This is a genomic window from Neisseria animalis (assembly GCF_900636515.1).
Classification (GTDB): Bacteria; Pseudomonadota; Gammaproteobacteria; order Burkholderiales; family Neisseriaceae; genus Neisseria; species Neisseria animalis.
On sequence record NZ_LR134287.1, the window covers coordinates 2,084,993 to 2,106,479 of the forward strand.

Here is a 21,487-nt window from a genome sequence, read left to right on the forward strand (position 1 = left end):
AACGAATCAAAACTGATGGCAGGGGCAGGTTTTACACCCACCCGAAAATTGAACGCCTTGAAAAACGGAGAACTTCAAAAAGCCCAAGCAGGCAGGTGTAAACCCGCCCTACCAGCCCTTGTCATGAATGTTGCAAAGGTCTCGGATTGAAACAAAGCAGCAAAGCCGCAAGCAGTACTGATGATACGGATTACGGAGCGGCAGACTTGCATTTCGGCAGCTTGGTTAAGTACCCTCTCCAAGCAACACTCAACAAGGCTGTATCTTTTTGCATGGGATAACAATGGATAACACTATAGTCATTTAAAATAAGAATGATACAGCGTTGCTTTGCCTTGCCGTACTATGTGTACTGTCTGCGGCTTCGCTGCCTTGTCTCATTCTTATTTTATTCGACTATAAAAGGCCGTCTGCAAAATCCTGATTGGTTTGGATTTTGCAGACGGCCTTTTTAATGATTTCTGCCAAACATCAATCAGCGCACATCGACAAACGCGCTATTGTGCAAATCGCGCAGCAGGTCGGTAGTGGCTTGTTGTGCTTTTTGCTGCGACAGGTATTGGCGCACGGAATTGCGGCGGCGTTCTTCCGGCGTACCGGCATCGCGCACTTCGTTCAGCTTGATGATGTGCCAGCCAAACTCGGTACGCACCGGCGCGCTGATTTGTCCGGGTTTGAGTTTGTGCACGGCATCTTCAAATTGAGCAACCATCATGCCGTCTGCAAACCAGCCCAAATCGCCGCCGTTGCCCGCGCTGACATCTTGCGAATACTGCTGTGCCAATGATGAGAAATCCGCGCCGCTGCGGGCTTGGGTATGGATTTTCCGTATGCTGCTTTCGGCGGCGGCAGCGGCGTTATCGTTGTCAGCTTTCAGCAAGATGTGTTGCGCGCGGTATTGGCGCATCGGCTCGCCTTCCGGCAAGGCTACGCCCTGCTGTTCGGCTTGGGCGATGAAATGGTCGATTTCAGACTCGCTCACACGGCTGTTCTGCATGACTGCCTGCTGGCGTACTTTTTCCATGATGATATTGTCGGCAATACTGCGGCGCACGGCTTTGGAAGCGTTTTTCAAAGACGGATTGGCGGCAATCACGGCATCGATTTCGGCTTCGCTGGCACGGATATTGCGGCGTTTGCCTGCCTGAACAATCAGAGATTGGTTAATCATCTGCGCCAAAACCTGACGGCGCAAATCTTCATCGTTGATTTTCTCGCCCTTGGGCAAATCACGGCGGGCATCGGCAACCGCTTGGGCAACCTGCCGTTGGGTGATAACTTCGTTGTCCACAACGGCGGCAATGCTGTCGGACGGTTTGATGTCGGCTGCCAATGCAGTATTCAGGCCGGCACCGATTGCGGCGGCTAAAATCAGTTTTTTCACATTCATGGTTTGACTATCTCATTGGTTTTGCGGTAGCCGGGAATGGCAAGCCGCAGTGTTTCAAATGGGTTTTGACCGATGTTGCTCAGGTCTTTAAGCTGAAGGTTGAATAAAACGGCGTTTTTACGGCTGTGTTCGCCGGTAACATAGCGTTGAGCAACGATGCTGGCACTCCAACAGCCGCAGTTACTTTTGTATTCTGCGCCAACCAGCATATCCAGCGGACGTTTGGCTTGGAGTTCGTAGTTGAATCGTGCCACGCCGTAGAGGTTTTTGGCAAGCGGCCATTGTGCGGCCACGTCTATCTGCTTCAGTTTGTCGTAGTAATAGCTGCCGTTGCTTTGCAGGTATTGCTGCTCGTTGCGCCCGTATTTGTAACGCGCACTCAAAACTTTGCCCGGCTCGGGGTTGTAGATAATGCCGGCGGCGTAGCTCTCGAAACGCTCTTCGTTTTGGTTGTAGTGTGCGTCCGTATGCAGGCGCACGCTGTCGGTCAGGTTGCCGTGTGCGAAGGCCACCCAATCGGAGCGGTTGCGCGTGTATTCGCCGACACGCCCGTCAAGCATGACGTTGTCGTTGGTGAAGTAAAACTTCTGCCCGATACCCGCCCGAAACAGTTCCGCACCGTTTTTCGGGTTCAATAAGCGGCTCTGTACGGCAGTCGACAGGCTGTTGGCCGAATTGACTCGGTCGTAGCCGGAGTAAATGTTGTCGCGGAACAACTGGGCGTATTTGAAGCTGTTTTCCGACGTATCGAAATTAGGCAGGTTGCTTTGCGATTTGGTCGGAATATAGTTGTAAAACAGGCGCGGTTCGAGCGTTTGGATAAATGATTTGCCAAAAAACTCCGCATTACGTTCAAACGTCATACCGGAATCAACGCTGAACATCGGCAGGGTCAGGCTGGCATGCCGCCCCGCTTCGCCGTTGAAACTGTCCAAATCGTAACGGGCATAATGCAGGCTTGCTTTTGGACGGATATAGCCCCATTCGTTATGAAAGTCCCATTTTACAGACGGCGAAACAATCAAGCGGTTGCCGCTTTGTTTGCTGTCGTGGTCGAAACGGGTAAACTGCCCGAACAGGTTGATTTGGGCATTGCCGGTATTTTTGCTCCAGCTGGCCGACAGACGCGGCAGAATGGCATACGGCTCGTCTTTATAACCGTTTTCATTGGCCAGTGTTTGGTATTTCTGCGCCATCAGCGAGCTGCCGAACTGCCCGCCCCATATGCTGCGGTTGTAGTTCAACCATGCTTGGCGGTTGAGGTTGACGTTATCGGCAATATCGCCCTGACTGTAAAAATCACGGTAATAATCGTTGTCGGAAACATGATTGAAGTCCACACCGCCGCTCAAATGGTCGCTGAAAGTGTGGTTGTGCTGCCACAGCACTTGGGAGCGGTTGTTGCGGTCGCTCTTCTTATCATGCGGCATCCAGTTGCCTTCGAGTTTGCCGGAATACGCCGGCTCAAGATAGCGCACCTGCCCGCCCAAGCGCACGCCGCGCCTGCTGATGACACCGGGGGTAACGGTTGCATCGAGATTGGGCTTGAGGTTCAGATAATACGGCAGCGACAATTCGAAGCCGTCCGAACCGGTGGAGATGTTCGGCACGAGAAAACCGCTCTTACGGCTGCCGTTAAGCGGGAAATCCGCCCACGGCGTGTACAAAACGGGTACGCCGCCGAACACCAGCGCGGCATTTTTGGCCACACCGATTCCGCTTGCTTCGTCCGCCTCTACGCTTTTGGCTTTGATGTACCAAGACGCATCGCCCGGCGAACAGGTGTTGAATTTGGTATTGACCAGATGATACAGCCCCGGCCCTTTCATTTCTGCTTTTTCGCTGACGCTTTGCAGACGGCGGCCTTCGCGTTCGGTAGCCATGCGGACGTTTTCGCTGATGCCCGTGCGGTCGGTTAAGTTGTAAGTCAGCTCTTTACCGCTGACCACCGAGCCGTTTTGATACAGCTTGTATTGATCGCCTGCGGTAACAGTATCGCTGGCTTGGTCGTATTCCGCCCAATCCGCATTCAAGATTTCCTGATTGCGTTCGATAACCACATCGCCTTCGGCACGGACTTTGGCGATTGTACCGCCTTGCCCGTCGTCTTGGTTCTGACCCTGTATGTAATCAGCGGTTACACGGGTATAGTCGGGCGGCAGCGGGTCTTCGCCGCTGCGCATAATGTCTTCTCCCGCCTGCTCCCGCGCCAATGCGTGTGCTTGGGCGGCGACGGTTTCATCACTGCAAAACAAACAGGTTTCGCCCAGCGACAGTGCTTCTTCCCCGCCGGCAGGCAGATTTTCCGCCGTACTTTCCGCTGCGCTTTCTGCCGTATTTGCAGACGGCCTTTCGGCAACTTCGGCGGCTTTTTTTGCCTCTGCTTTGGCTTCGTCTGCAAACGCGGCGGTTTCTACCGGCACATAATCCGCCACATCGGGAACAAACGATGCTGCCTCCTGAGCCGCCGCAGCCGTACTGAAGCCGACGCTCAGGGCAAATACCAGAGGTTTGAGTGAAAATAAACGAGCCAAAGTTGCCCCTTAAAACGGTTTGCCAGTTAGAATAGCGTTTATTTTAACCTGAAAAATAACGAAACTGCTATGCAACGACAAATTGAATTGAAAAATTGGCTGGAAAGCGTTTACCCCGGCCGGCCTTTCGAGTTGAGTTTTGCGGCGGCCGATGCCGATTTCCGCCGCTATTTCCGCGCCGCTTTTGCAGACGGCCATACGGTGGTCTGTATGGACGCGCCGCCCGATAAGATGAGTGTTGCGCCGTATTTGAAAGTGCAGAAGCTGTTTGACATGGTGAATGTGCCGCAAGTTCTGCACGTTGACGAAACGTTGGGCTTTATGGTACTCAACGATTTGGGCAGCACGACTTTCCTGACCGCCATGCAGCAGGAAACTTCCGAAGCGGCACACAAAGCATTGCTGCTGGAAGCGGTTGACGAACTGGTCGAACTGCAGAAAGCCAGCCGCCCCGAAGTGCTGCCCGAATACGATTATGCCGTCATGCTGCGCGAAATCAATTTGTTCCCCGAATGGTTTGTAGCCAAAGAATTGGGTAAAACTTTGAATTTCAAACAACGCCAACTCTGGCAGCAAACTGTCGACACCCTGCTGCCGCCCCTGTTGGCGCAGCCCAAGGTATATGTCCACCGCGATTACATCGTGCGCAACCTGATGCTGCAAAACGGCCGCCCCGGGGTGCTCGATTTCCAAGATGCGCTTTACGGCCCGATTTCCTATGACTTGGTGTCATTGTTGCGCGATGCGTTTATCGAGTGGGAAGAGGAATTTGTTTTGGATTTGGTTATCCGCTACTGGGAAAAAGCACGCGCCGCCGGTTTGCCCGTGCCTGCCGAGTTCGACGAATTTTACCGCTGGTTCGAGTGGATGGGCGTGCAGCGGCATCTCAAAGTAGCCGGCATCTTCGCCCGTCTCTACTACCGCGACGGCAAAGACAAATACCGCCCCGAAATCCCGCGCTTTTTGAACTATCTGCGCCGCGCCTCCCGCCGCTACATCGACCTCGCACCGCTTTACGCACTCTTGGTCGAACTAGTGGGCGATGAGGATTTGGAAACGGGTTTTACGTTTTAATCCGAATTCCGGCTGAAAGGCCGTCTGCAAAATCACGTTTTTGCAGACGGCCTTTTATAGTCGAATAAAATAAGAATGAGACAAGGCAGCGAAGCCGCAGACAGTACACATAGTACGGCAAGGCAAAGCAACGCTGTATCATTCTTATTTTAAATGACTATAACGTCAAACCACAGCCTGATACCGCACCGGCGGCACAGCGCGGTTTATCCCTTTCCGTTACAACCAAACCGGCCGATACCTCTGATTTTTTAATTTGATTTGGTTCACTCTTTCCCATCGTGAAAACCAAAGCAGCCATGCGGTATATTTCAAGCACGCGGTTTTACAGACGGCATAAGCGTTTGTTTGCTGATTGGCGGTCATGGTAAAAAGGCCGTCTGTAAAATGCCCGATTTGCAGACGGCCTTTTAAGGTCAAGCCACAGCCTGATGCCGCACCGCCGTATCAGGCTTATTTAAAATGACTATATATTCTTGCCTAAATCGCTGTAATTGTTCACAATCCATGCCGTCTGCAAACAGCTTTTTTATTTACCGCACCGTATGGCTTTATTCTTTATCCGTCGCCCTGTATTTGCTTGGGTGTTATCGATTTTCATCACATTGGCGGGCGCGTTGTCTGTTTTCAAGCTGCCGCTGGAACAGTATCCCGATATTGCACCGCCGCAGGTTTCTGTGGTGGCGCGCTATACCGGCGCATCGGCGGAAACGGTCAATGACTCTGTGGCTCAAGTCATCGAGCAGCGCATGACCGGTTTGGACGGGCTGATGTACATGAGTTCGACTTCCGATTCTTCCGGCCTCTCGCGCACCACCATTACCTTTGAACCGGGCACGGACATCGATGTGGCACAGGTACAAGTGCAAAATGCGCTCCAGCAGGCATTGTCGCGCCTGCCCGAAGCGGTACAGCAGCGCGGCGTAACCGTTACGCGCGGCGGACAAGACAATCTGGTTACTTGGATGTTTTACACCGAAGACCCAAGCGTGCCGCGCGTGGCGGTAACGGACTACCTCTCCAGCAATCTGGTGGACGTACTGGGTCGAGTCGACGGCGTGGCGGAAGTACAGCTTTACGGCAGCCCTTATGCCATGAGAATCTGGCTCGATCCGCACAAGCTGGAGCAATACCGACTGATGCCGTCTGATGTCCGCGCTGCCTTAGACAGCCAAAACACGCAGGTATCCGCCGGCCAGCTCGGACAACTGCCTTCCGTGGAAAACCAAATGCTGAATGTGCCGATACGCGCGCGCAGCAAACTGCAAACGGTTGAGCAATTTGAAAATATTATTCTGAAAAGCGACGGCAGCGGCGCGGCGGTATTCTTGAAAGATGTGGCACGGGTGGAACTGGGCGCGGAAAGCAGCGATGTGAACACGCGCTTCAACGGACACACCGGCGGGGCATTGGGCATTATTCTGGCAGACGGTGCCAACGCTTTGGAAACGGCGGCGGCGGTTGAACAGAAAATCCGCGAGATTGAGCCGTCTTTCCCTTACGGCCTCAAAGCAGTTACCAGCCAAGACAGCGTACCGTTTGTGAAGGCTTCGCTGAAAGAAGTGCTGAAAACGCTGGCGGAGGCGGTGGTCTTGGTGGTGCTGGTGATGTATCTGTTTTTACAGAGCTGGCGCGCTACCCTGATTCCGGCAATCGCCGTACCGGTGGTGCTGATGGGAACGCTGGGGATTTTGGCGGTATCGGGCTACTCAATCAATATGCTGACCATGTTTGCGCTGGTACTGGCCATCGGCTTGCTGGTGGACGATGCGATTGTGGTGGTGGAAAATGTCGAGCGTGTGATGCACGACGAGGGTTTGGACGCGCCTGCCGCCACGGAAAAATCCATGCGGGAAATTTCTTCCGCGCTGGTAGGCGTAGGCTTGGTGCTGTCGGCGGTATTCGTACCGATGGCATTTTTCCCGGGTACGACCGGCGTGATTTACCGCCAATTTGCCGTTACCCTGATTGCAGCGATGGGCTTTTCGGTGATTGTTGCCTTAACCTTATCACCGGCTTTGTGCGCGCAGTTTTTAAAACCCAAAGCCCGCAACAAACCGGCCAAAGGGCTGTTTCGCGGGTTGTTTGCCGCATTCAACCATCGCTTTGATGCGCTTTCCGCCCGCTACGGTACGCTGTCGCACAAATTATTTGAGCGCGGCAGGCTGATGGCGGCGGCATTCTTGGCGGTTATCGCTGCTTGTGCCGTACTGTTCTACACATTACCGACTTCGTTTCTGCCCGAAGAAGATCAGGGATTTCTGCAAGTCAACGTTACTCTGCCGCCCGGTGCTACCGATGCCCGCTTGCGCGAAACGCTGGCACCCTTGGAACAATATTTCCACGACCAGCCCGAAGTCGCTACGGTGATGACGTTGACCGGCATTCGCGGCAATCAGGGTTTCGGCTTGCTGACCGTCCGCCTCAAGCCTTGGGAAGGGCGCAGTCCGGAACAATCCGCTGCCGCCCTCGAATCACGCGCCGCCCAAGCGTTCCGACAATATAAAAACGCTAAAATTTTTGTCAATATGCCGCCTGTTGTACGCGGTTTGGGCTCTGCCGGCGGGTTGAGCTTCGTATTGAAAGATACAGACGGCAAAGGTTATGATGAACTGAATGCGACCAAAGACCGCTTAATCGGACTGGCAGAACAAAGCAAGCTGATTCGCAGCGTCCGCGCCAACAACCAAGAACCGCGCAGCCAGTTGGTTGTAGAAGTAGATGACCGCGCCGCAGTTGCCCATCAAGTTGCGCTCGGCGATGTCAACACGCTTTTGTCTCACGCGCTCGGCGGTGCATACGTCAACGATTTTATCCACAACGGCCGTGTCAAACGCGTCTATATCCAAGCCGATGCGCCTTTCCGTATGCAGCCGCAAGACATCGGCCAATGGAAAGTGCGTAACGCACAAGGTGAAATGATACCTTTGTCTTCATTCAGCGCTTTACGCTGGGAAGTCGCCCCGCCGCAACTTATCCGTTTCTCCGGCAGTCTGGCCATGAATATGCAGGCTGCCGCCGCCGACGGCATCAGCTCGGGCGAGGCCATGGCAGAATTGCAGCGGCTGGTCGAAGCCCTGCCCCACGGCTATCAAATCGAATGGACGGGCGCATCTTTGCAGGAACAGCGCGCCGGCGCGCTCGCACCGCTGCTGTATGTATTGTCGGTATTATTCGTTTTCCTGTGTCTTGCCGCCTTGTATGAAAGCTGGAGTGTGCCGCTGGCTGTAATGTTGTCAGCGGTATCGGGCGTACTCGGCGCATTGCTGTTTACCGGTTTGCGCGGTTTGGAAAACGATGTATTTTTCCAAGTCGGCCTGCTCGCCACCATCGGGCTGGCTGCCAAAAATGCGATTTTGATTGTCGAATTTGCCGTACAACTGCAAGCGCGCGGACATTCGCTGCGGCAGGCTGCCGCCGAAGCCGCCCGTCTGCGGCTGCGCCCGATTGTGATGACTTCGCTGGCATTCGGCTTCGGTGTGATACCGCTGGCTTTGGGAACAGGGGCAGGAGCGGCTTCAAGGGTTGCCATCGGTACGGCAGTATTGGGCGGCACGGTGGTTTCTACCATTTTAGGCTTGTTGTTCGTACCATTGTTTTTTGTTTGGATACGCGCGTGGTTTGCACGGAAAAAAGCCGTTTGAAAAACCACTTCCAAGCTGCCAAACCCATAAAGGCCGTCTGCAAATTGAATTTTGCAGACGGCCTTATGTTTCCTTATACCTTACTACGCCTTATATAGTCGAATAAAATAAGAATGAGACAAGGCAGCGAAGCCGCAGACAGTACACATAGTACGGCAAGGCAAAGCAACGCTGTATCATTCTTATTTTAAATGACTATACCTTAACGATGTACCCGCTTCGATTAACATTTCGCTTGCTGGAACATCTGCCACACCGGCCGGCAAGATTCGGGCAACTCGGGGCATGCGCCCAGCACGCCTCCGGAAAAATCGTTCGGACGGTGGAAATCGCTGCCTGCCGAGGCCAGCAGACCATAACGCTCGGCAAGCAGCGCGTAGTTCAGGCGGTCGTTTTTGCTGCAGTTTCCGCTATGTACTTCAATCGCCGCTCCGCCTGCCGCCTTAAATTCTTCAAACAAATTGCGCTTGGCGGTGGCAGACAAGTCGTAGCGCATCGGGTGGGCAATCACGGCGATCCCGCCCGCTGCGGTAATGGCGGCCACGCATTCCGCCAAATCCGCCCACTCGTGCTTCACGGAACAGGATTTGCCGTCGCCGAGATATTTGGTAAACGCCTGCTGCTTGTTGCGGACATGACCTTCCTGAATTAAAAATTCGGCAATATGTGTCCGGCTGGCCATTTCAAGATTTGCCGCCAATGCCAGCGCGCCTTCGTATGCGCCGTTTATGCCTTTTTTCGCCAGCTTTGTGGCAATATTTTCCAGTCTTTGCAGACGGCCTTGCCGCACGCGAACCAGCAGGTTTTGCAGGCTTTCATTATGCTCGTCAAAATCCAAACCGACAATATGCACGGTTCTGCCGCGCCAAGTTACGGAAACTTCTACGCCGTTGACAAAAGCCAAACCCAAGCGTTCCGCTTCCGCACGCGCCTCGGCCAGCCCGCCCGTGTGGTCGTGATCGGTCAGAGACAACAGGGTGCAACCGTTGCTTTTTGCCAAGCGCACCACTTCTGCAGGCGGCAGCTTGCCGTCTGAAACCGTAGAATGGCAATGCAAATCTATCATTTACCGCTGAGCCTTACTGTTTCGACGGCAATTTCCGCCACATCGTCCGCGCTGTGCGGCAAAGCCAGCGACCGCGCATTTTCCGCCCATGCCAAGCATTTTTCCCTGTCCAGTCCGCCTAAAACTTCTGCCAGCCTTTCCGCCGTCAGCTGGGGCTGCGGCAGCAGCAGACCCGCCTGCGCATGAATCATAAACCGCGCATTGGCAGTTTGGTGGTCGTCCACCGCATGGGGATAAGGAACCAACAGCGCGCCCACACCCGCTGCCGTCAATTCTGCAATGGTCAATGCTCCGGCACGGCAAACCACCAAATCCGCATCACGATAGGCGGAAACCATATCGGTAATAAACTCGACACACTCCGCTTCAACGCCCAATTTGTCGTATTCCCCTTGGAGGCTGCCCAATTTATTGCGTCCGGACTGATGGTAAATTTGCGGACGCTGCGCCTCAGGCAGCAAGGCCAAGGCTTTCGGAAGTGTCTGGTTCAGAATATCCGCCCCCAAACTGCCCCCCATTACCAACACTTTCAGGCGGCCTGCCCTTCCGGCAAACCGCTCTGCCGGCGGCGGCAGGTTGGCAATATCCGCACGCACCGGATTTCCGACCAATCCGTTTTCATGATTAAATGCCTTCGGAAACGCATACAACACCCGCTCCGCCCAACGGGAAAGCTGCCTGTTGGACAAACCGGCCACAGCATTTTGCTCGTGAATCACAATCGGAACGCCCGACAGCTTGGCCGCCACACCGCCGGGGAAGGTGACGAAACCGCCAAACCCGATAACGCAGGCCACCCTGTGCTTTTTGATAATCCGAACCGCCTCGCGCACGGTTTTAAACAAGGTAAAAGGCAGCATCAGCTTACGCTTCAAGCCGTTGCCGCGCACGCCTTTAATCGCCAGCGTTTCCAACAAAATATCGTATTGGGGCACGATGCGTGTTTCCATCGCCCCCTCGCTGCCCAGCCAAATCACATGATGCCCCCGCGCACGCAAAGCGTCCGCCACAGCCAGCGCAGGAAAGATATGGCCGCCGGTACCGCCTGCCATCACCATAAAAGTCTTGCCGCTCATCGGTTTATTCCTCTACTTGGTAACCGCGCATCTTGCGGCGGTTTTCAAAATCAATCCGCAACAGCAGCGTCATGCACACCAGCATCACCAACGCCGCCGAACCTCCGTAAGACATCAGCGGCAGCGGCAGCCCTTTTGTCGGCAGCATACCGATGTTCACGCCGATGTTGAAAAAACTCTGAATGCCCAGCCAAACGGCAATACCGTTGGCCACATACGCGCTGAACGTCAATTCCAAATCCCTCGCCTGCTTGCCGATAGACAAGGCTCTCAAGACCAGCCAGCCGTAGCAAAATACCAGCAGCAGCATACCGAAAAAACCAAATTCTTCGCCGATAATCGCAAAGATGAAATCGGTATGCGCTTCAGGCAGATAGAAACGCTTTTCCAAACTTGCCCCCAAGCCCACACCGAACCACTCGCCGCGTGCAATCGCCATCAAAGAATGGGTCAGCTGATAGCCTTTATCCAGCGGGTCGCTCCACGGATCGAGAAAACCCGTTACCCGCGCCATACGGTAAGGAGCAGCCATAATCAGGGCGGCAATACCCAGCAACACCATACTCAGCATGACGCCGAAATACCGCCACGGAAACCCTGCCAAAAACAGCATGCCCGTCACAATCACCACCACCACGACTGCCGATCCCAAATCAGGCTGCAACAACATCAGCAAAACACCGAAACCGATCAGCGCACCGGGACGCAGAATTTTCGTCCACTTCTGCAACACTTCCGCTTTACGCATAAACAGGCTGGCCAGATACAGCACCGCCGCCAATTTGAACATTTCAGACGGCTGCACGTTGAACGGGCCGATATGCAGCCAGCGCGTTGCACCGTTGATTTCGCGCCCGAATCCCAGCACGGCCATCAACAACAGCAGGCACAGCACGAAATACCACGGCATCATGCGTTTCCACATATTCATGCTGACAAACGACAAACCGACGCAAGCCACCACGCCCAAGAAGATAAACAATGCCTGCCTTGTCAAAAAGAAATACGGATCGCCGCTGCCTGCCGCTGCATAGGCAATCGAAGCCGAATAAATCATCAGCAGACTAAACGCCGTCATCAAAGTCACCATCCACAGCAGCGACACATCGAATTTCTGTCCGCTGCGGACAATCGGACGGTCGAGCAACTGCGCCGCCCCCGTGCGGAACCGGCGGACGGGGCGGAGGTCGGAAAGTTGGGAAAAGATATTCATGGGTTGCTTTTATTCGTTTTTTATTTTGCAGACGGCCTTTGAGCGGTTATGCCGTCTGCAAAACCGCCGAAACGGGCATACAGACGGCTTCAAACACCTCACAACGCCTTAAACGCCTCGACAAACACTTCGGCGCGGTGGGCGTAACCTTTAAACATATCGAAGCTGGCACAGGCCGGGCTGAGCAAAACAATATCGCCCGCCTCTGCTTGGGCGTAGGCGGTTTGCACGGCCTCGTCCATACCGGCGCAATCGGTCAGTGCCACGCCGCAGCCTTCCAAATCGCGGCGGATTTGCGGCGCATCCGTGCCGATCAGCAGCACGCCTTTGGCCTTGCCTTTCAAGGCTTCGCGCAAAGGCGTGAAGTCCTGTCCTTTGCCCATGCCGCCGAGAATCACCCACAGCGGGCTTTGCAAACCGGCAATCGCGGCGGCGGTCGCCCCGACGTTGGTGCCTTTGCTGTCGTCGATAAAGGTAACGCCGTTTTTCTCGCCGACCTTTTCCACACGGTGCGGCAGGCCTTGGAAGGTTTTCACATGCGCCAGCAGCTCCTCCCTCGGCAGGCCGACGGCTTCGCACAGGGCAACGGCCGCCAGAACATTGGCGGCATTGTGCAGCCCCTGCAGCGGAATATCTGCCGCCGCAAGCAAATCGCTGCCGCCGTTTTTCAGACGGCCTGAAGCGCGGTCAAACCAATATTCGGCTTCGCGCTCCAACGAAAACCACTGCACATTGCGGCCGCTGCGTTTCATGGCGCGGCAGAATACGTCATCGGCATTCAATACCTGTACGCCTTCTCCGCGGAAAATTTTGTCTTTGGCGTGTGCATAATCCAGCAAATCGTCGTAGCGGTCGAGGTGGTCTTCGGAAATGTTCAACACTGTTGCCGCGCTCGGGCGCAGGCTTTCGGTGTTTTCAAGCTGGAAACTCGACAATTCCAACACCCATACATCGGCCTTCCTGCCGCCCCGCTGCAATTCGGCTTCCAACACGGGCGTGCCGATATTGCCTGCGACAACGGTATCGAGGCCGCATTTGATACACAGATAACCGACCAGGCTGGTGACGGTGGTTTTGCCGTTGCTGCCGGTGATGGCGATGACTTTGTCGCCGCGCCCTTCCAACACGCCCGCCAAAATCTCAATATCGCCGATGACGCGCCCGCCGCGCTGCTTAAACGCCTCAATTTCGGGCGTGCGCTCGGAAATGCCGGGACTCAGGGCGAGGATGTCGAAACCGTTGTCCAGTGCCTCTTTCAGACGGCCTGTATAGAAAACCAGCCCTTCGAACATTTTACCGATTTGCGATACGCGCTCTGCTTTCAATTCCGCATCGTAAGCGGAAACCTGCGCCCCTGCACGACGCAGAAACGCAATCATGGAGATGCCCGTACCGCCGAGGCCTGCAACTAAGATTTTTTTGTTTTGCCAATTCATTTTATTTAACCGTATCGGGTGCGGCATGAATCGTTTGCAGACGGCCTGCCGCTATCAAAGGCCGTCTGCAAAATCATGCCCTTATTCAAAAAAGCCTTCAATGCCGTATTCCGCCAATACCGCTTTTAATTCGGGTATCCGTGCTTCGGGCTTGCCCGCCATCGGCGGTTGCGGCGGCGGATAATCCGGTTCGTGCCGGTTGCGCATCCAGTCGCCCAAAGCAAACAGGCGGATTAAAACGGCTTCGGCGTAATCGGTTTGCACCGCCAATTCGCGCAAGGCTTGGGCGAAGCAGGCAATCCACTGGTTGCGCGTCTGCATATCCACTTCAAACGGCATATGCCGCTGACGCAGGCGCGGATGGCCGTGTGCCTCTTCATATAAAGGCGGCCCGCCGAGCCAGCCGCTTAAAAATTTAAACAGGCGGTCGCGGGCATAGTCCAAGGTTTCGCCGTGGGTTTGGCGCAGTTCGGCGTATTGCGGCTCCAAATCCATCAGGTCGTAAAAGCGGGTGACGATTTCGTCCACGCCCTTATCCGCACCGAGCAGATTGTAAAGAGTGGTCATTTTTCAGACGGCCTCTGTCTTCATCAAGACGGTGTTTGTCGGTTAACGCAATTTCAGGCTGCTCAAGCCGACCAGCACCAGCACGATTGTGATAATCCAAAACCGCACGACAACCTGCGTTTCTTTCCAGCCTTTTTGCTCGTAATGGTGGTGGATTGGCGCCATCAGGAAGATGCGTTTTTTAGTCCGCTTGTACCAACCGACCTGCAACATGACAGAAACGGCCTCCACGACAAACAAACCGCCCATGATGACCAACACAAATTCCTGACGGATAATCACCGCCACCGTACCCAATGCCGCGCCCAAAGCCAATGCGCCCACATCGCCCATAAATACTTGTGCGGGATAGGCATTGAACCATAAAAAGCCCAGACACGCACCACACATGGCGGCACAGAACACCACAACCTCGTTTGCGCCGCTGACATAAGGAAGCTGGAGATAGCGCGCAAATTCGGCGTGCCCCGTCGCATAAGCGAATACCGCCAAACCGCCGGCAACCAGCACCACGGGAAACGCAGCCAAGCCGTCCAAGCCGTCGGTCAGGTTGACCGCGTTGGACGTGCCGACGATGGTCAGGTAGCTCAATACCAAAAAGCCGAAAAATCCCAAAGGCAGGGCAATTTGTTTGAAAAACGGAACAATCAGAATATCGTTGGCACTGCCGCTGGCAAGGAAAAACAATGCCAAACCCGCACCGAGGGCAACGGCGGTCTGCCACACCATCTTGAAGCGCGCCGATACGCCGTTCGGGTCTTTATAAACGACTTTGCGCCAGTCGTCGTAAAAACCGAGTGCGCCGGTCGCCAGTAACACGCCCAATAAAATCCAAATATAAGGATTCGCCCAGTTGCCCCACAACAAGGTCGATACGGCAATCGCGGTCAGAATCAGCGAGCCGCCCATGGTCGGCGTACCGTTTTTCACCAAATGTGTCTGCGGCCCGTCGGTACGCACGGCTTGGCCGACTTTCAACGCGGTCAGCTTGCGGATGGTCCACGGCCCCAAAAGCAGAGAAAACGCCAATGCGGTCAATGCCGCCATGACCGCGCGGAATGTGGTGTACTGGAATACGTTCAGCGCGGAAAACCAGTCGCTGAAATGGGCAAGCCATAAAAACATAAAAGGTCTTTCTTTTTGGTTGTTATGTGTTTGGTTAAAAGCCGTCTGCAAACCCTGTATCGGATGGGGTTGCTTTCGACACGTTATACTTTTTGTGTTGAAAAATCGGAGGTATGATCGGCGGCAGTTGCTCAAGAGCAACCGTACTCAAGTTTATTCCGCCAGCTGCCAACAGTTATTTTTTCATATCTTTCTTCCCGAAAAATCCTGTTATACGCTCGGAAATCCTCTGCGCCTTTCCATAGGGATATGATAGAAAATTAATGCCCGCTCTGTATGCTTCCGCCTGCTGATTTTACAGACGGCCTTACTGTACCAGCAGTGCTTCGACCACTTCTTCCATCTTCATAAAGCGCGAACCTTTTACCAATATGTTCGCACCTTCGGGCAAATCGTGGCTCATCACTTGTACCAGAGGATCTTTATCAACAAACCACAAACCGGCCGCACCGAAAGTTTCCGCCGCTTCCACGCTGTTATCGCCGACAAAATAGGCAGATTCAATACCTTTGCCGCGTGCATATGCGCCGACTTCGGCGTGCATGGCGGCGGCTTCCGTTTCACCCAACTCGCCCATATCGCCCATCACAAACACGCGCGGGGCAGGCAGCGCGGCCAATACATCAATGGCGGCTTTCATGCTGTCGGGGTTGGCATTGTAGGTATCATCGATAACCGTTGCGCCTTTGATGCCTTGTTTGATTTGCAGACGGCCTTTGATGTTGCTGAAATCTTTGAGGCCGTCTGAAATCTGTTGCAAACTCAATCCGGCGGCGCGTGCCAGCGCGGCGGCGGCACAGGCATTGGCAACATTGTGGCGTCCCGGCACAGGCAGCACGGCTGCCGCGCGTTCATCGCCGCACACCAAATCAAATCCGCACGACAACGGTTCCAACACAATATGTTCGGCATGTACATCGCCGCGCTCCGCACCGAAAGTCTGCGTTTTCAGACGGCCTGCCGCCGCTTTGAAGGTGTCGGCATTCGCATCTTCCGCCGGAATCAGGGCGAGGCCGTCTGAAGACAGGCCTTCGTAAATTTCACTTTTCGCCTTGGCAATATCGCCCACACCGTCGAAGCCGCAGCCGACATGGGCGCGCAAGGCATTGTTGACCAGCGCCGCATCGGGGCGGGCGATTCGGGTCAATACCGATAATTCGCCGAAATGGTTCATTCCCATCTCAATCACGGCGTAGCGGTGTTTTTCGTTTAACTTCAACAGAGTGAGCGGCAGCCCGATGTGGTTGTTGAAATTACCCGCCGTCGCCAATACCGCTTCTCCGCCAAAGGCGTGGCGCAATACGCCCGACAGCATTTCCTTCACCGTGGTCTTGCCGCTGGAACCGGTAATGCCGAACACAAACGGGTTTACATTGTCGCGCCATGCCGCCGCCAGCGTTTGCAGCGCAGCCAAGGTATCGTCTACTTTCAGCGTACCTGCCAAACCTGCACAGTCTTCACGCGACACTACTGCCGCCAGCGCACCGCGCGCCAACACGTCTCCAACAAAATCATGCGCGTCAAACCGCTCACCCGCCAATGCAAAAAACACATCACCGGCCTGAATATCGCGGCTGTCGGTCACAATGCGGTTTACCGCGTGATTTGCAGACGGCATGGGCAGATTGAGGGTTTGGCAGATGAAGGCGAGATCTAGGGGTTTCATAATGGGTTTCGTTTATATTACTTTTAAATCAAGGAAATATGCACGACAACATTTCATCGCGCATATCCGTTTATTCACGCAAATCTAGGCTGTGCGGCAAATCTGTCTCAACCATCAATCCGTCTCGACAATCAAACGGACAAGCGCAGCAATAACCGCTTAAACAAAGCAACTGTTCCCAATATTGCCGCTTTGGGCTGCTTAACTGCTTTCAGGCTGTTTCCGACAATCGGCAAGCTGCTGTGCCACCGTTCCGCTCACACCCTTCCTGCTTTTGCAGACGGCTTATCGGTTTTGGTCTATCAAAGGATAAGGATTGACTGCGCCGCCGAGGGTCGGATACACGCCGTAATGCAGGTGCGGCTGAGTGCGTTTGGCGTTGCCGGTGTTGCCGACCGTGCCGATTTTCTGCCCTGCTTTGACTTTTTCATACAGGCGGACGCGTATGCTGTCGAGGTGTGCATAATAATGCCATGCGCCCGCGCCCTGTATGCCGACGACTTTACCGCCGAGTTTGTTTTTGCCGGCTTTGGTCACGATGCCGTCTGTGGTGCTGCGTACTGCCGTGCCTTTCTTGGCAAAAATATCGACGCCTTCGTGTTTGCGTCCGCCGCTGCGGGCGGCCTGCCAAGTGTCTTGGAAATACTGCCCGCGCACGGGATTGGGCAGACTCATCATTTCCGGCGGAGCGGCGTTGCGTAATTGGTTGATTTCGGCATGAGGGCGTTTGGGTGTACCACAACCGGACAGCAATATGAGAAAAATACCGGAAAATACGGTAACAATCAGATTTTTCTTCATATTTATCCCTATTTGCAGCAACCATACCGAAGTATCTTGACCCGCATTGGATTTGCAGACGGCCTTTTCAAGCGTTTAGGCCGTCTGCTTTTTTAATCGGCCAGTGCTAAGTTACTGTAACAACCCATGCGTACTTTCTTACATGGTTGCGAGGCGCTATTTAGCCTCTTTCTTTTGCTGCTCTGTTTTTAAAATCACTTGATACTGCTCCATTGCAACTCTGAAGTCGGTATCGGCAGCTTCCGCATCGCCTGCTTGGAAAGCAGTTTCCGCACGGCCGAAATGCTCTTCGGCCGTTTTCCATTGCTCGGGATAGTTCTCGGCATACTTTTCGGCGTAGGAGCGGTTGTCCATCACTAAATGGCGCAGTCCGTGCAAGGTGTATTGCGGATTGACGCTGTGGCTGGTTTTATCGAATTTGAATGTACCGTCTTCGGCGGTAGTTTGTGCGGTTTGCGGTAAACCTTTGCCCTCTCCGCCGCAGGCTGCCAATACGAAGGCTGCCAATACGAAGGCTGCCAGCACTAAGGCAACAGGGGATTTCCATTTGCTCACGCCTTATCTCTTTCTGCCAACGCGCGTTCGGCAATTTCAAAATCGGAAAAGTGGTGTTTTACGCCTTTGATGTCCTGATAGGTTTCATGGCCTTTGCCTGCAATCAGGATAATGTCGTGCGAAGCGGCGTTTGCCACAGCATATTCGATGGCGGCTTTCCGGTCGCTTTCGATTTTTTCGGGATTGGGTACGGCCGGCAGAATATCGTTAATGATGTCTTGCGGCTCTTCCAGCCGGGGGTTGTCGCTGGTCACAACGACTTTGTCCGCGCCTGCTGCCGCCGCTGCACCCATCAACGGGCGTTTGCCCCGGTCGCGGTTGCCGCCGCAGCCGAATACGCACCACAAATCCGCACCCTCGGGCTTGATTTCCTGCAAGGTGGACAATGCTTTTTCCAAAGCATCCGAAGTGTGGGCGTAGTCCACTACCACCAGCGGCTTGCCTTCGTTCATCATACAGTCCATGCGGCCGGTTGCCGGACGGATTTGCGCCAATGCTTCCAATACTTTATCCAAAGGATAACCTTCGGCACACAACACGCCGACACAGGCGGCAAGGTTTTGTGCGTTAAACCGGCCAAGCAGACGGGTTTTGCATTCGCCCCTGCCCCACGGTGTTTCCAAAACAACTTTCATGCCATCTGAAGATGCGGCAAATCCGGCAATACGAATGGCTGCCGTTTCTCCGAAACCATAACCGTACACAGCCAAATCAGGGCACTCTTTTTGCAGACGGCCTGCCAATGCCGAACCGTATTCGTCGTCAACATTGATGACTGCATTTTTCAAGCCGTTCCAATAAAACAGCCGTGCTTTGATTTCGCCGTAGGCCGCCATCGTGCCGTGATAATCCAGATGATCCCGGGTCAGATTGGTGAATACGGCCGTCTGAAAAGGTACGCCGTTGACCCGGCATTGATCCAAACCATGACTGGATACTTCCATGGCGGCAGAGGTTGCGCCCTGCTGCTTGAAACGGTGCAGCAGGGTCTGTACGGTGACCGGATCGGGCGTGGTATGGCTGGTTTCTTCCAGTTGCCCCCAAAAGCCGTTACCGACCGTACCGATAACGGCGCACTTCCCGCCCAGCAAATCGGCGGCCTGAGCAAGCCATTGCGTGATGGAAGTTTTACCGTTGGTTCCGGTAACACCCCAGATTTTCAGGCCGTCTGCAATATTGTTGTAAACTTGCGCTGCCAAAATGCCTGCACGGTGTTTTAAATCACGGATGCCTTGATTGGGAACCGCCCAATCTTCATTCCAAACGAAACTGCCGTCATCGTCCCAAAATACAAAAGCCGCGCCATTTTGAATGGCAGCCGGAATATAGCTGCGGCCGTCTGCATATTCGCCTTGGCAGGCAATGAAAATATCGCCGTTTTGAATCCGGCGGCTGTCCGAAAGCAACAACCGCCCTGCTGCGTTTTCACACAGCAGAGCAGGCAAATCGGTTTCAGCCAAAGGACATAATTTGCTGAACATTGGTTTTCCCAAATCGATAATATGTTGCAGTAATGCTTGGCAGCCGTTATTTCGTTGAATTTGCTGCCACGTTTGTCAGCGGTTTGGTCGGTGATACGCCCAAAACATTCAAGCTGCCCGACATTACGTCTTTAAATAAAGGACCTGCCACCGCACCGCCGTAATAACCGTTGGCACTCGGCTCGTCTATGCTGACCGCCACAATCACCCGCGGGTTTTTGGCCGGCGCGAAACCGACAAACGAAGCCACATACTTACCGGAGTTATAACTGCGGTTGATTAGTTTTTTTGCCGTACCGGTTTTGGCGGCAACATCAAAACCCTCTACCGCACCTGCCGTACCCGTACCGCCTGTTTCGGTAACCGCCACCATCATTTCCCGAACCTTACGGGCGGTTTCAGGCTTGATGACCTGTTGGCCTTTCGGCGCGACGGCCTGCTTTTCAAAGCTGACCGGCAGCAGCTTGCCGTCTGTTGTCAGCACCGTGTAGGCACGCGCCATCTGCAGCAGGCTCAACTGCAAGCCGTAGCCGTAAGACATGGTTGCCTGCTCAATCGGCTGCCATTTCCGCCAGCTTCTCAACAAACCGGCCGTTTCACCCGGGAAACCGGAATGCATTTTCACGCCGATGCCGATTTGATGGTAAAAATCGTACATTTCCTGCGGCTTGAACATGGCGGACAATTTGCTCGTACCGACGTTGGACGATTTCTGCATGATGCCGCGCAAATCCAAAGTAGGATACAGATGGGTATCTTTTACCGTGGCCGTACCGATTTTATAAGGCATGGTACCGAACACATCTGTCGGCGACACTTTGCCCGAATCCAATGCTTTGGCAATAATAAACGGCTTGATGATCGAACCCGGTTCAATCATATCGGTTACCGCACGGTTGCGGCGCTGTTCGCTTTTCGCTTTACCCGGCTCGTTCGGATCATAAGCGGGGCTGTTTACCAAAGCCAGAATTTCTCCGGTTTGTGCATCCAACACCACCACCGTACCGGCTTTGGCTTTATGATGGCTAACAGCTTTATTCAACTCTTCGTAAGCCAGCGTTTGAATGCGTTGATCCAAAGAAAGCACCATGTCATGGCCGTTTTTCGGATCTTTATTGCGCGGGGAGTCCAAGCCATCCACGATATTGCCTTTTTTATCGCGTAACACGACTTTCGCACCATCTTCACCGCGCAGACTTTCTTCACGCGAACGCTCCAAACCTTCTTGGCCGACACCGTCGATATTGGTAAAGCCGATAATATGGGCAAACAGATTACCCATAGGATAATGGCGTTTCAGCTCTTTTTGGAAGCCCAAACCCTTGATGTCCAAAGCAGCAATCTCTTCAGCTTTTGCCGGACTCAACTGGCGTTTGAGATAAACAAAATTCCGGTCTTTCCTGCCCAAACGCTCACGCAGAGTTTCTTCCGACACACCGGTAATTTCCGACAGCTTCAAAAACTGTTCAGCAGTCGGCACTGTTTCCATCGCAGACGGATCGGCATACAGGGATTCGGTAGGTGCGCTCAAAGCCAAAGTTGCCCCATTGCGGTCGGTAATCGTACCGCGCATGGCAGGCAGGGTCAGCGTACGGACAAGACGCTGGTCACCCTGATTTTTCAAAAACTCATGCTGGGTCGTCTGCAAATACATACCGCGTACCAGCAGCGCACCAAACGCAACCGCCATCAAGCCCAAAATCAAACAGATACGCCCATCACTGGTGATGGGTCTTTTGACTTTGGACTGCTTGGGCAGCATTTGCGGTTTATATTCGTTCTTAATCAACATGATTTTCTCTTCGGCGGAGTATCCGAGTAAGCAGCTTACTCCATAACTTATTTATACTTATTAAAAC

The 21,487-nt window shown here is 53.9% G+C and carries 15 protein-coding genes; 2 read left to right on the plus strand and 13 right to left on the minus strand.

Annotated elements, in window-relative coordinates:
* Positions 1–475: 475 nt before the first annotated feature.
* Complete coding sequence (locus tag EL111_RS09700) at positions 476–1,390, minus strand: peptidylprolyl isomerase (RefSeq protein WP_123795094.1); 915 nt, start codon at positions 1,388–1,390, stop codon at positions 476–478.
* Complete coding sequence (locus tag EL111_RS09705) at positions 1,387–3,924, minus strand: LPS-assembly protein LptD (protein ID WP_123795095.1); 2,538 nt, start codon at positions 3,922–3,924, stop codon at positions 1,387–1,389. Before EL111_RS09705 ends, EL111_RS09700 begins: the two co-directional genes overlap by 4 nt.
* A 69-nt stretch (positions 3,925–3,993) precedes the next feature.
* On the opposite strand from EL111_RS09705, the gene amgK reads away from it, so the two are divergent.
* Both amgK and EL111_RS09715 read left to right on the plus strand, forming a co-directional pair.
* Positions 3,994–4,998, plus strand: a complete 1,005-nt coding sequence (gene amgK, locus EL111_RS09710; RefSeq protein WP_123795096.1) for an N-acetylmuramate/N-acetylglucosamine kinase AmgK — start codon at positions 3,994–3,996, stop codon at positions 4,996–4,998.
* A gap of 545 nt (positions 4,999–5,543) precedes the next feature.
* Entirely contained in the window at positions 5,544–8,642 is a 3,099-nt protein-coding gene (locus EL111_RS09715) for a multidrug efflux RND transporter permease subunit (RefSeq protein WP_123795097.1), read from the plus strand.
* Positions 8,643–8,865: 223 nt separating this feature from the next.
* Here EL111_RS09715 and EL111_RS09720 read toward each other — a convergent pair whose 3' ends face one another.
* From EL111_RS09720 to penA, 11 genes are all read right to left on the minus strand, one after another.
* Positions 8,866–9,708: a PHP domain-containing protein gene (locus EL111_RS09720; RefSeq protein ID WP_123795098.1), complete on the minus strand. Its 843-nt coding sequence runs from the start codon at positions 9,706–9,708 to the stop codon at positions 8,866–8,868.
* The gene (murG, locus tag EL111_RS09725) at positions 9,705–10,784 is read right to left on the minus strand and encodes an undecaprenyldiphospho-muramoylpentapeptide beta-N-acetylglucosaminyltransferase (protein ID WP_123795099.1); all 1,080 of its coding nucleotides are present in this window, start codon (positions 10,782–10,784) and stop codon (positions 9,705–9,707) included. The genes EL111_RS09720 and murG overlap by 4 nt, the downstream gene beginning before the upstream one ends.
* Before the next feature lie 4 nt (positions 10,785–10,788).
* Entirely contained in the window at positions 10,789–11,997 is a 1,209-nt protein-coding gene (gene ftsW / locus EL111_RS09730) for a putative lipid II flippase FtsW (RefSeq protein WP_123795100.1), read from the minus strand.
* Positions 11,998–12,095: 98 nt separating this feature from the next.
* Positions 12,096–13,433, minus strand: a complete 1,338-nt coding sequence (gene murD / locus EL111_RS09735) for a UDP-N-acetylmuramoyl-L-alanine--D-glutamate ligase (protein WP_123795101.1) — start codon at positions 13,431–13,433, stop codon at positions 12,096–12,098.
* A gap of 81 nt (positions 13,434–13,514) precedes the next feature.
* Entirely contained in the window at positions 13,515–14,000 is a 486-nt protein-coding gene (locus EL111_RS09740; protein ID WP_123795102.1) for a group II truncated hemoglobin, read from the minus strand.
* Positions 14,001–14,042: 42 nt separating this feature from the next.
* Positions 14,043–15,125, minus strand: coding sequence for a phospho-N-acetylmuramoyl-pentapeptide-transferase (mraY, locus tag EL111_RS09745; protein ID WP_123795103.1), 1,083 nt, complete (start codon positions 15,123–15,125; stop codon positions 14,043–14,045).
* Positions 15,126–15,432: 307 nt separating this feature from the next.
* Entirely contained in the window at positions 15,433–16,791 is a 1,359-nt protein-coding gene (locus EL111_RS09750; protein WP_123795104.1) for a UDP-N-acetylmuramoyl-tripeptide--D-alanyl-D-alanine ligase, read from the minus strand.
* Between the two features lie 285 nt (positions 16,792–17,076).
* Positions 17,077–17,592, minus strand: a complete 516-nt coding sequence (locus EL111_RS09755; protein WP_123795105.1) for a M23 family metallopeptidase — start codon at positions 17,590–17,592, stop codon at positions 17,077–17,079.
* A gap of 156 nt (positions 17,593–17,748) precedes the next feature.
* Positions 17,749–18,147, minus strand: coding sequence for a hypothetical protein (locus EL111_RS09760; protein ID WP_123795106.1), 399 nt, complete (start codon positions 18,145–18,147; stop codon positions 17,749–17,751).
* Positions 18,144–19,628, minus strand: a complete 1,485-nt coding sequence (locus tag EL111_RS09765) for a UDP-N-acetylmuramoyl-L-alanyl-D-glutamate--2,6-diaminopimelate ligase (RefSeq protein WP_123795107.1) — start codon at positions 19,626–19,628, stop codon at positions 18,144–18,146. The genes EL111_RS09760 and EL111_RS09765 overlap by 4 nt, the downstream gene beginning before the upstream one ends.
* Before the next feature lie 46 nt (positions 19,629–19,674).
* Positions 19,675–21,420, minus strand: a complete 1,746-nt coding sequence (gene penA / locus EL111_RS09770) for a peptidoglycan D,D-transpeptidase PBP2 (protein WP_123795108.1) — start codon at positions 21,418–21,420, stop codon at positions 19,675–19,677.
* Positions 21,421–21,487 lie beyond the last annotated feature (67 nt).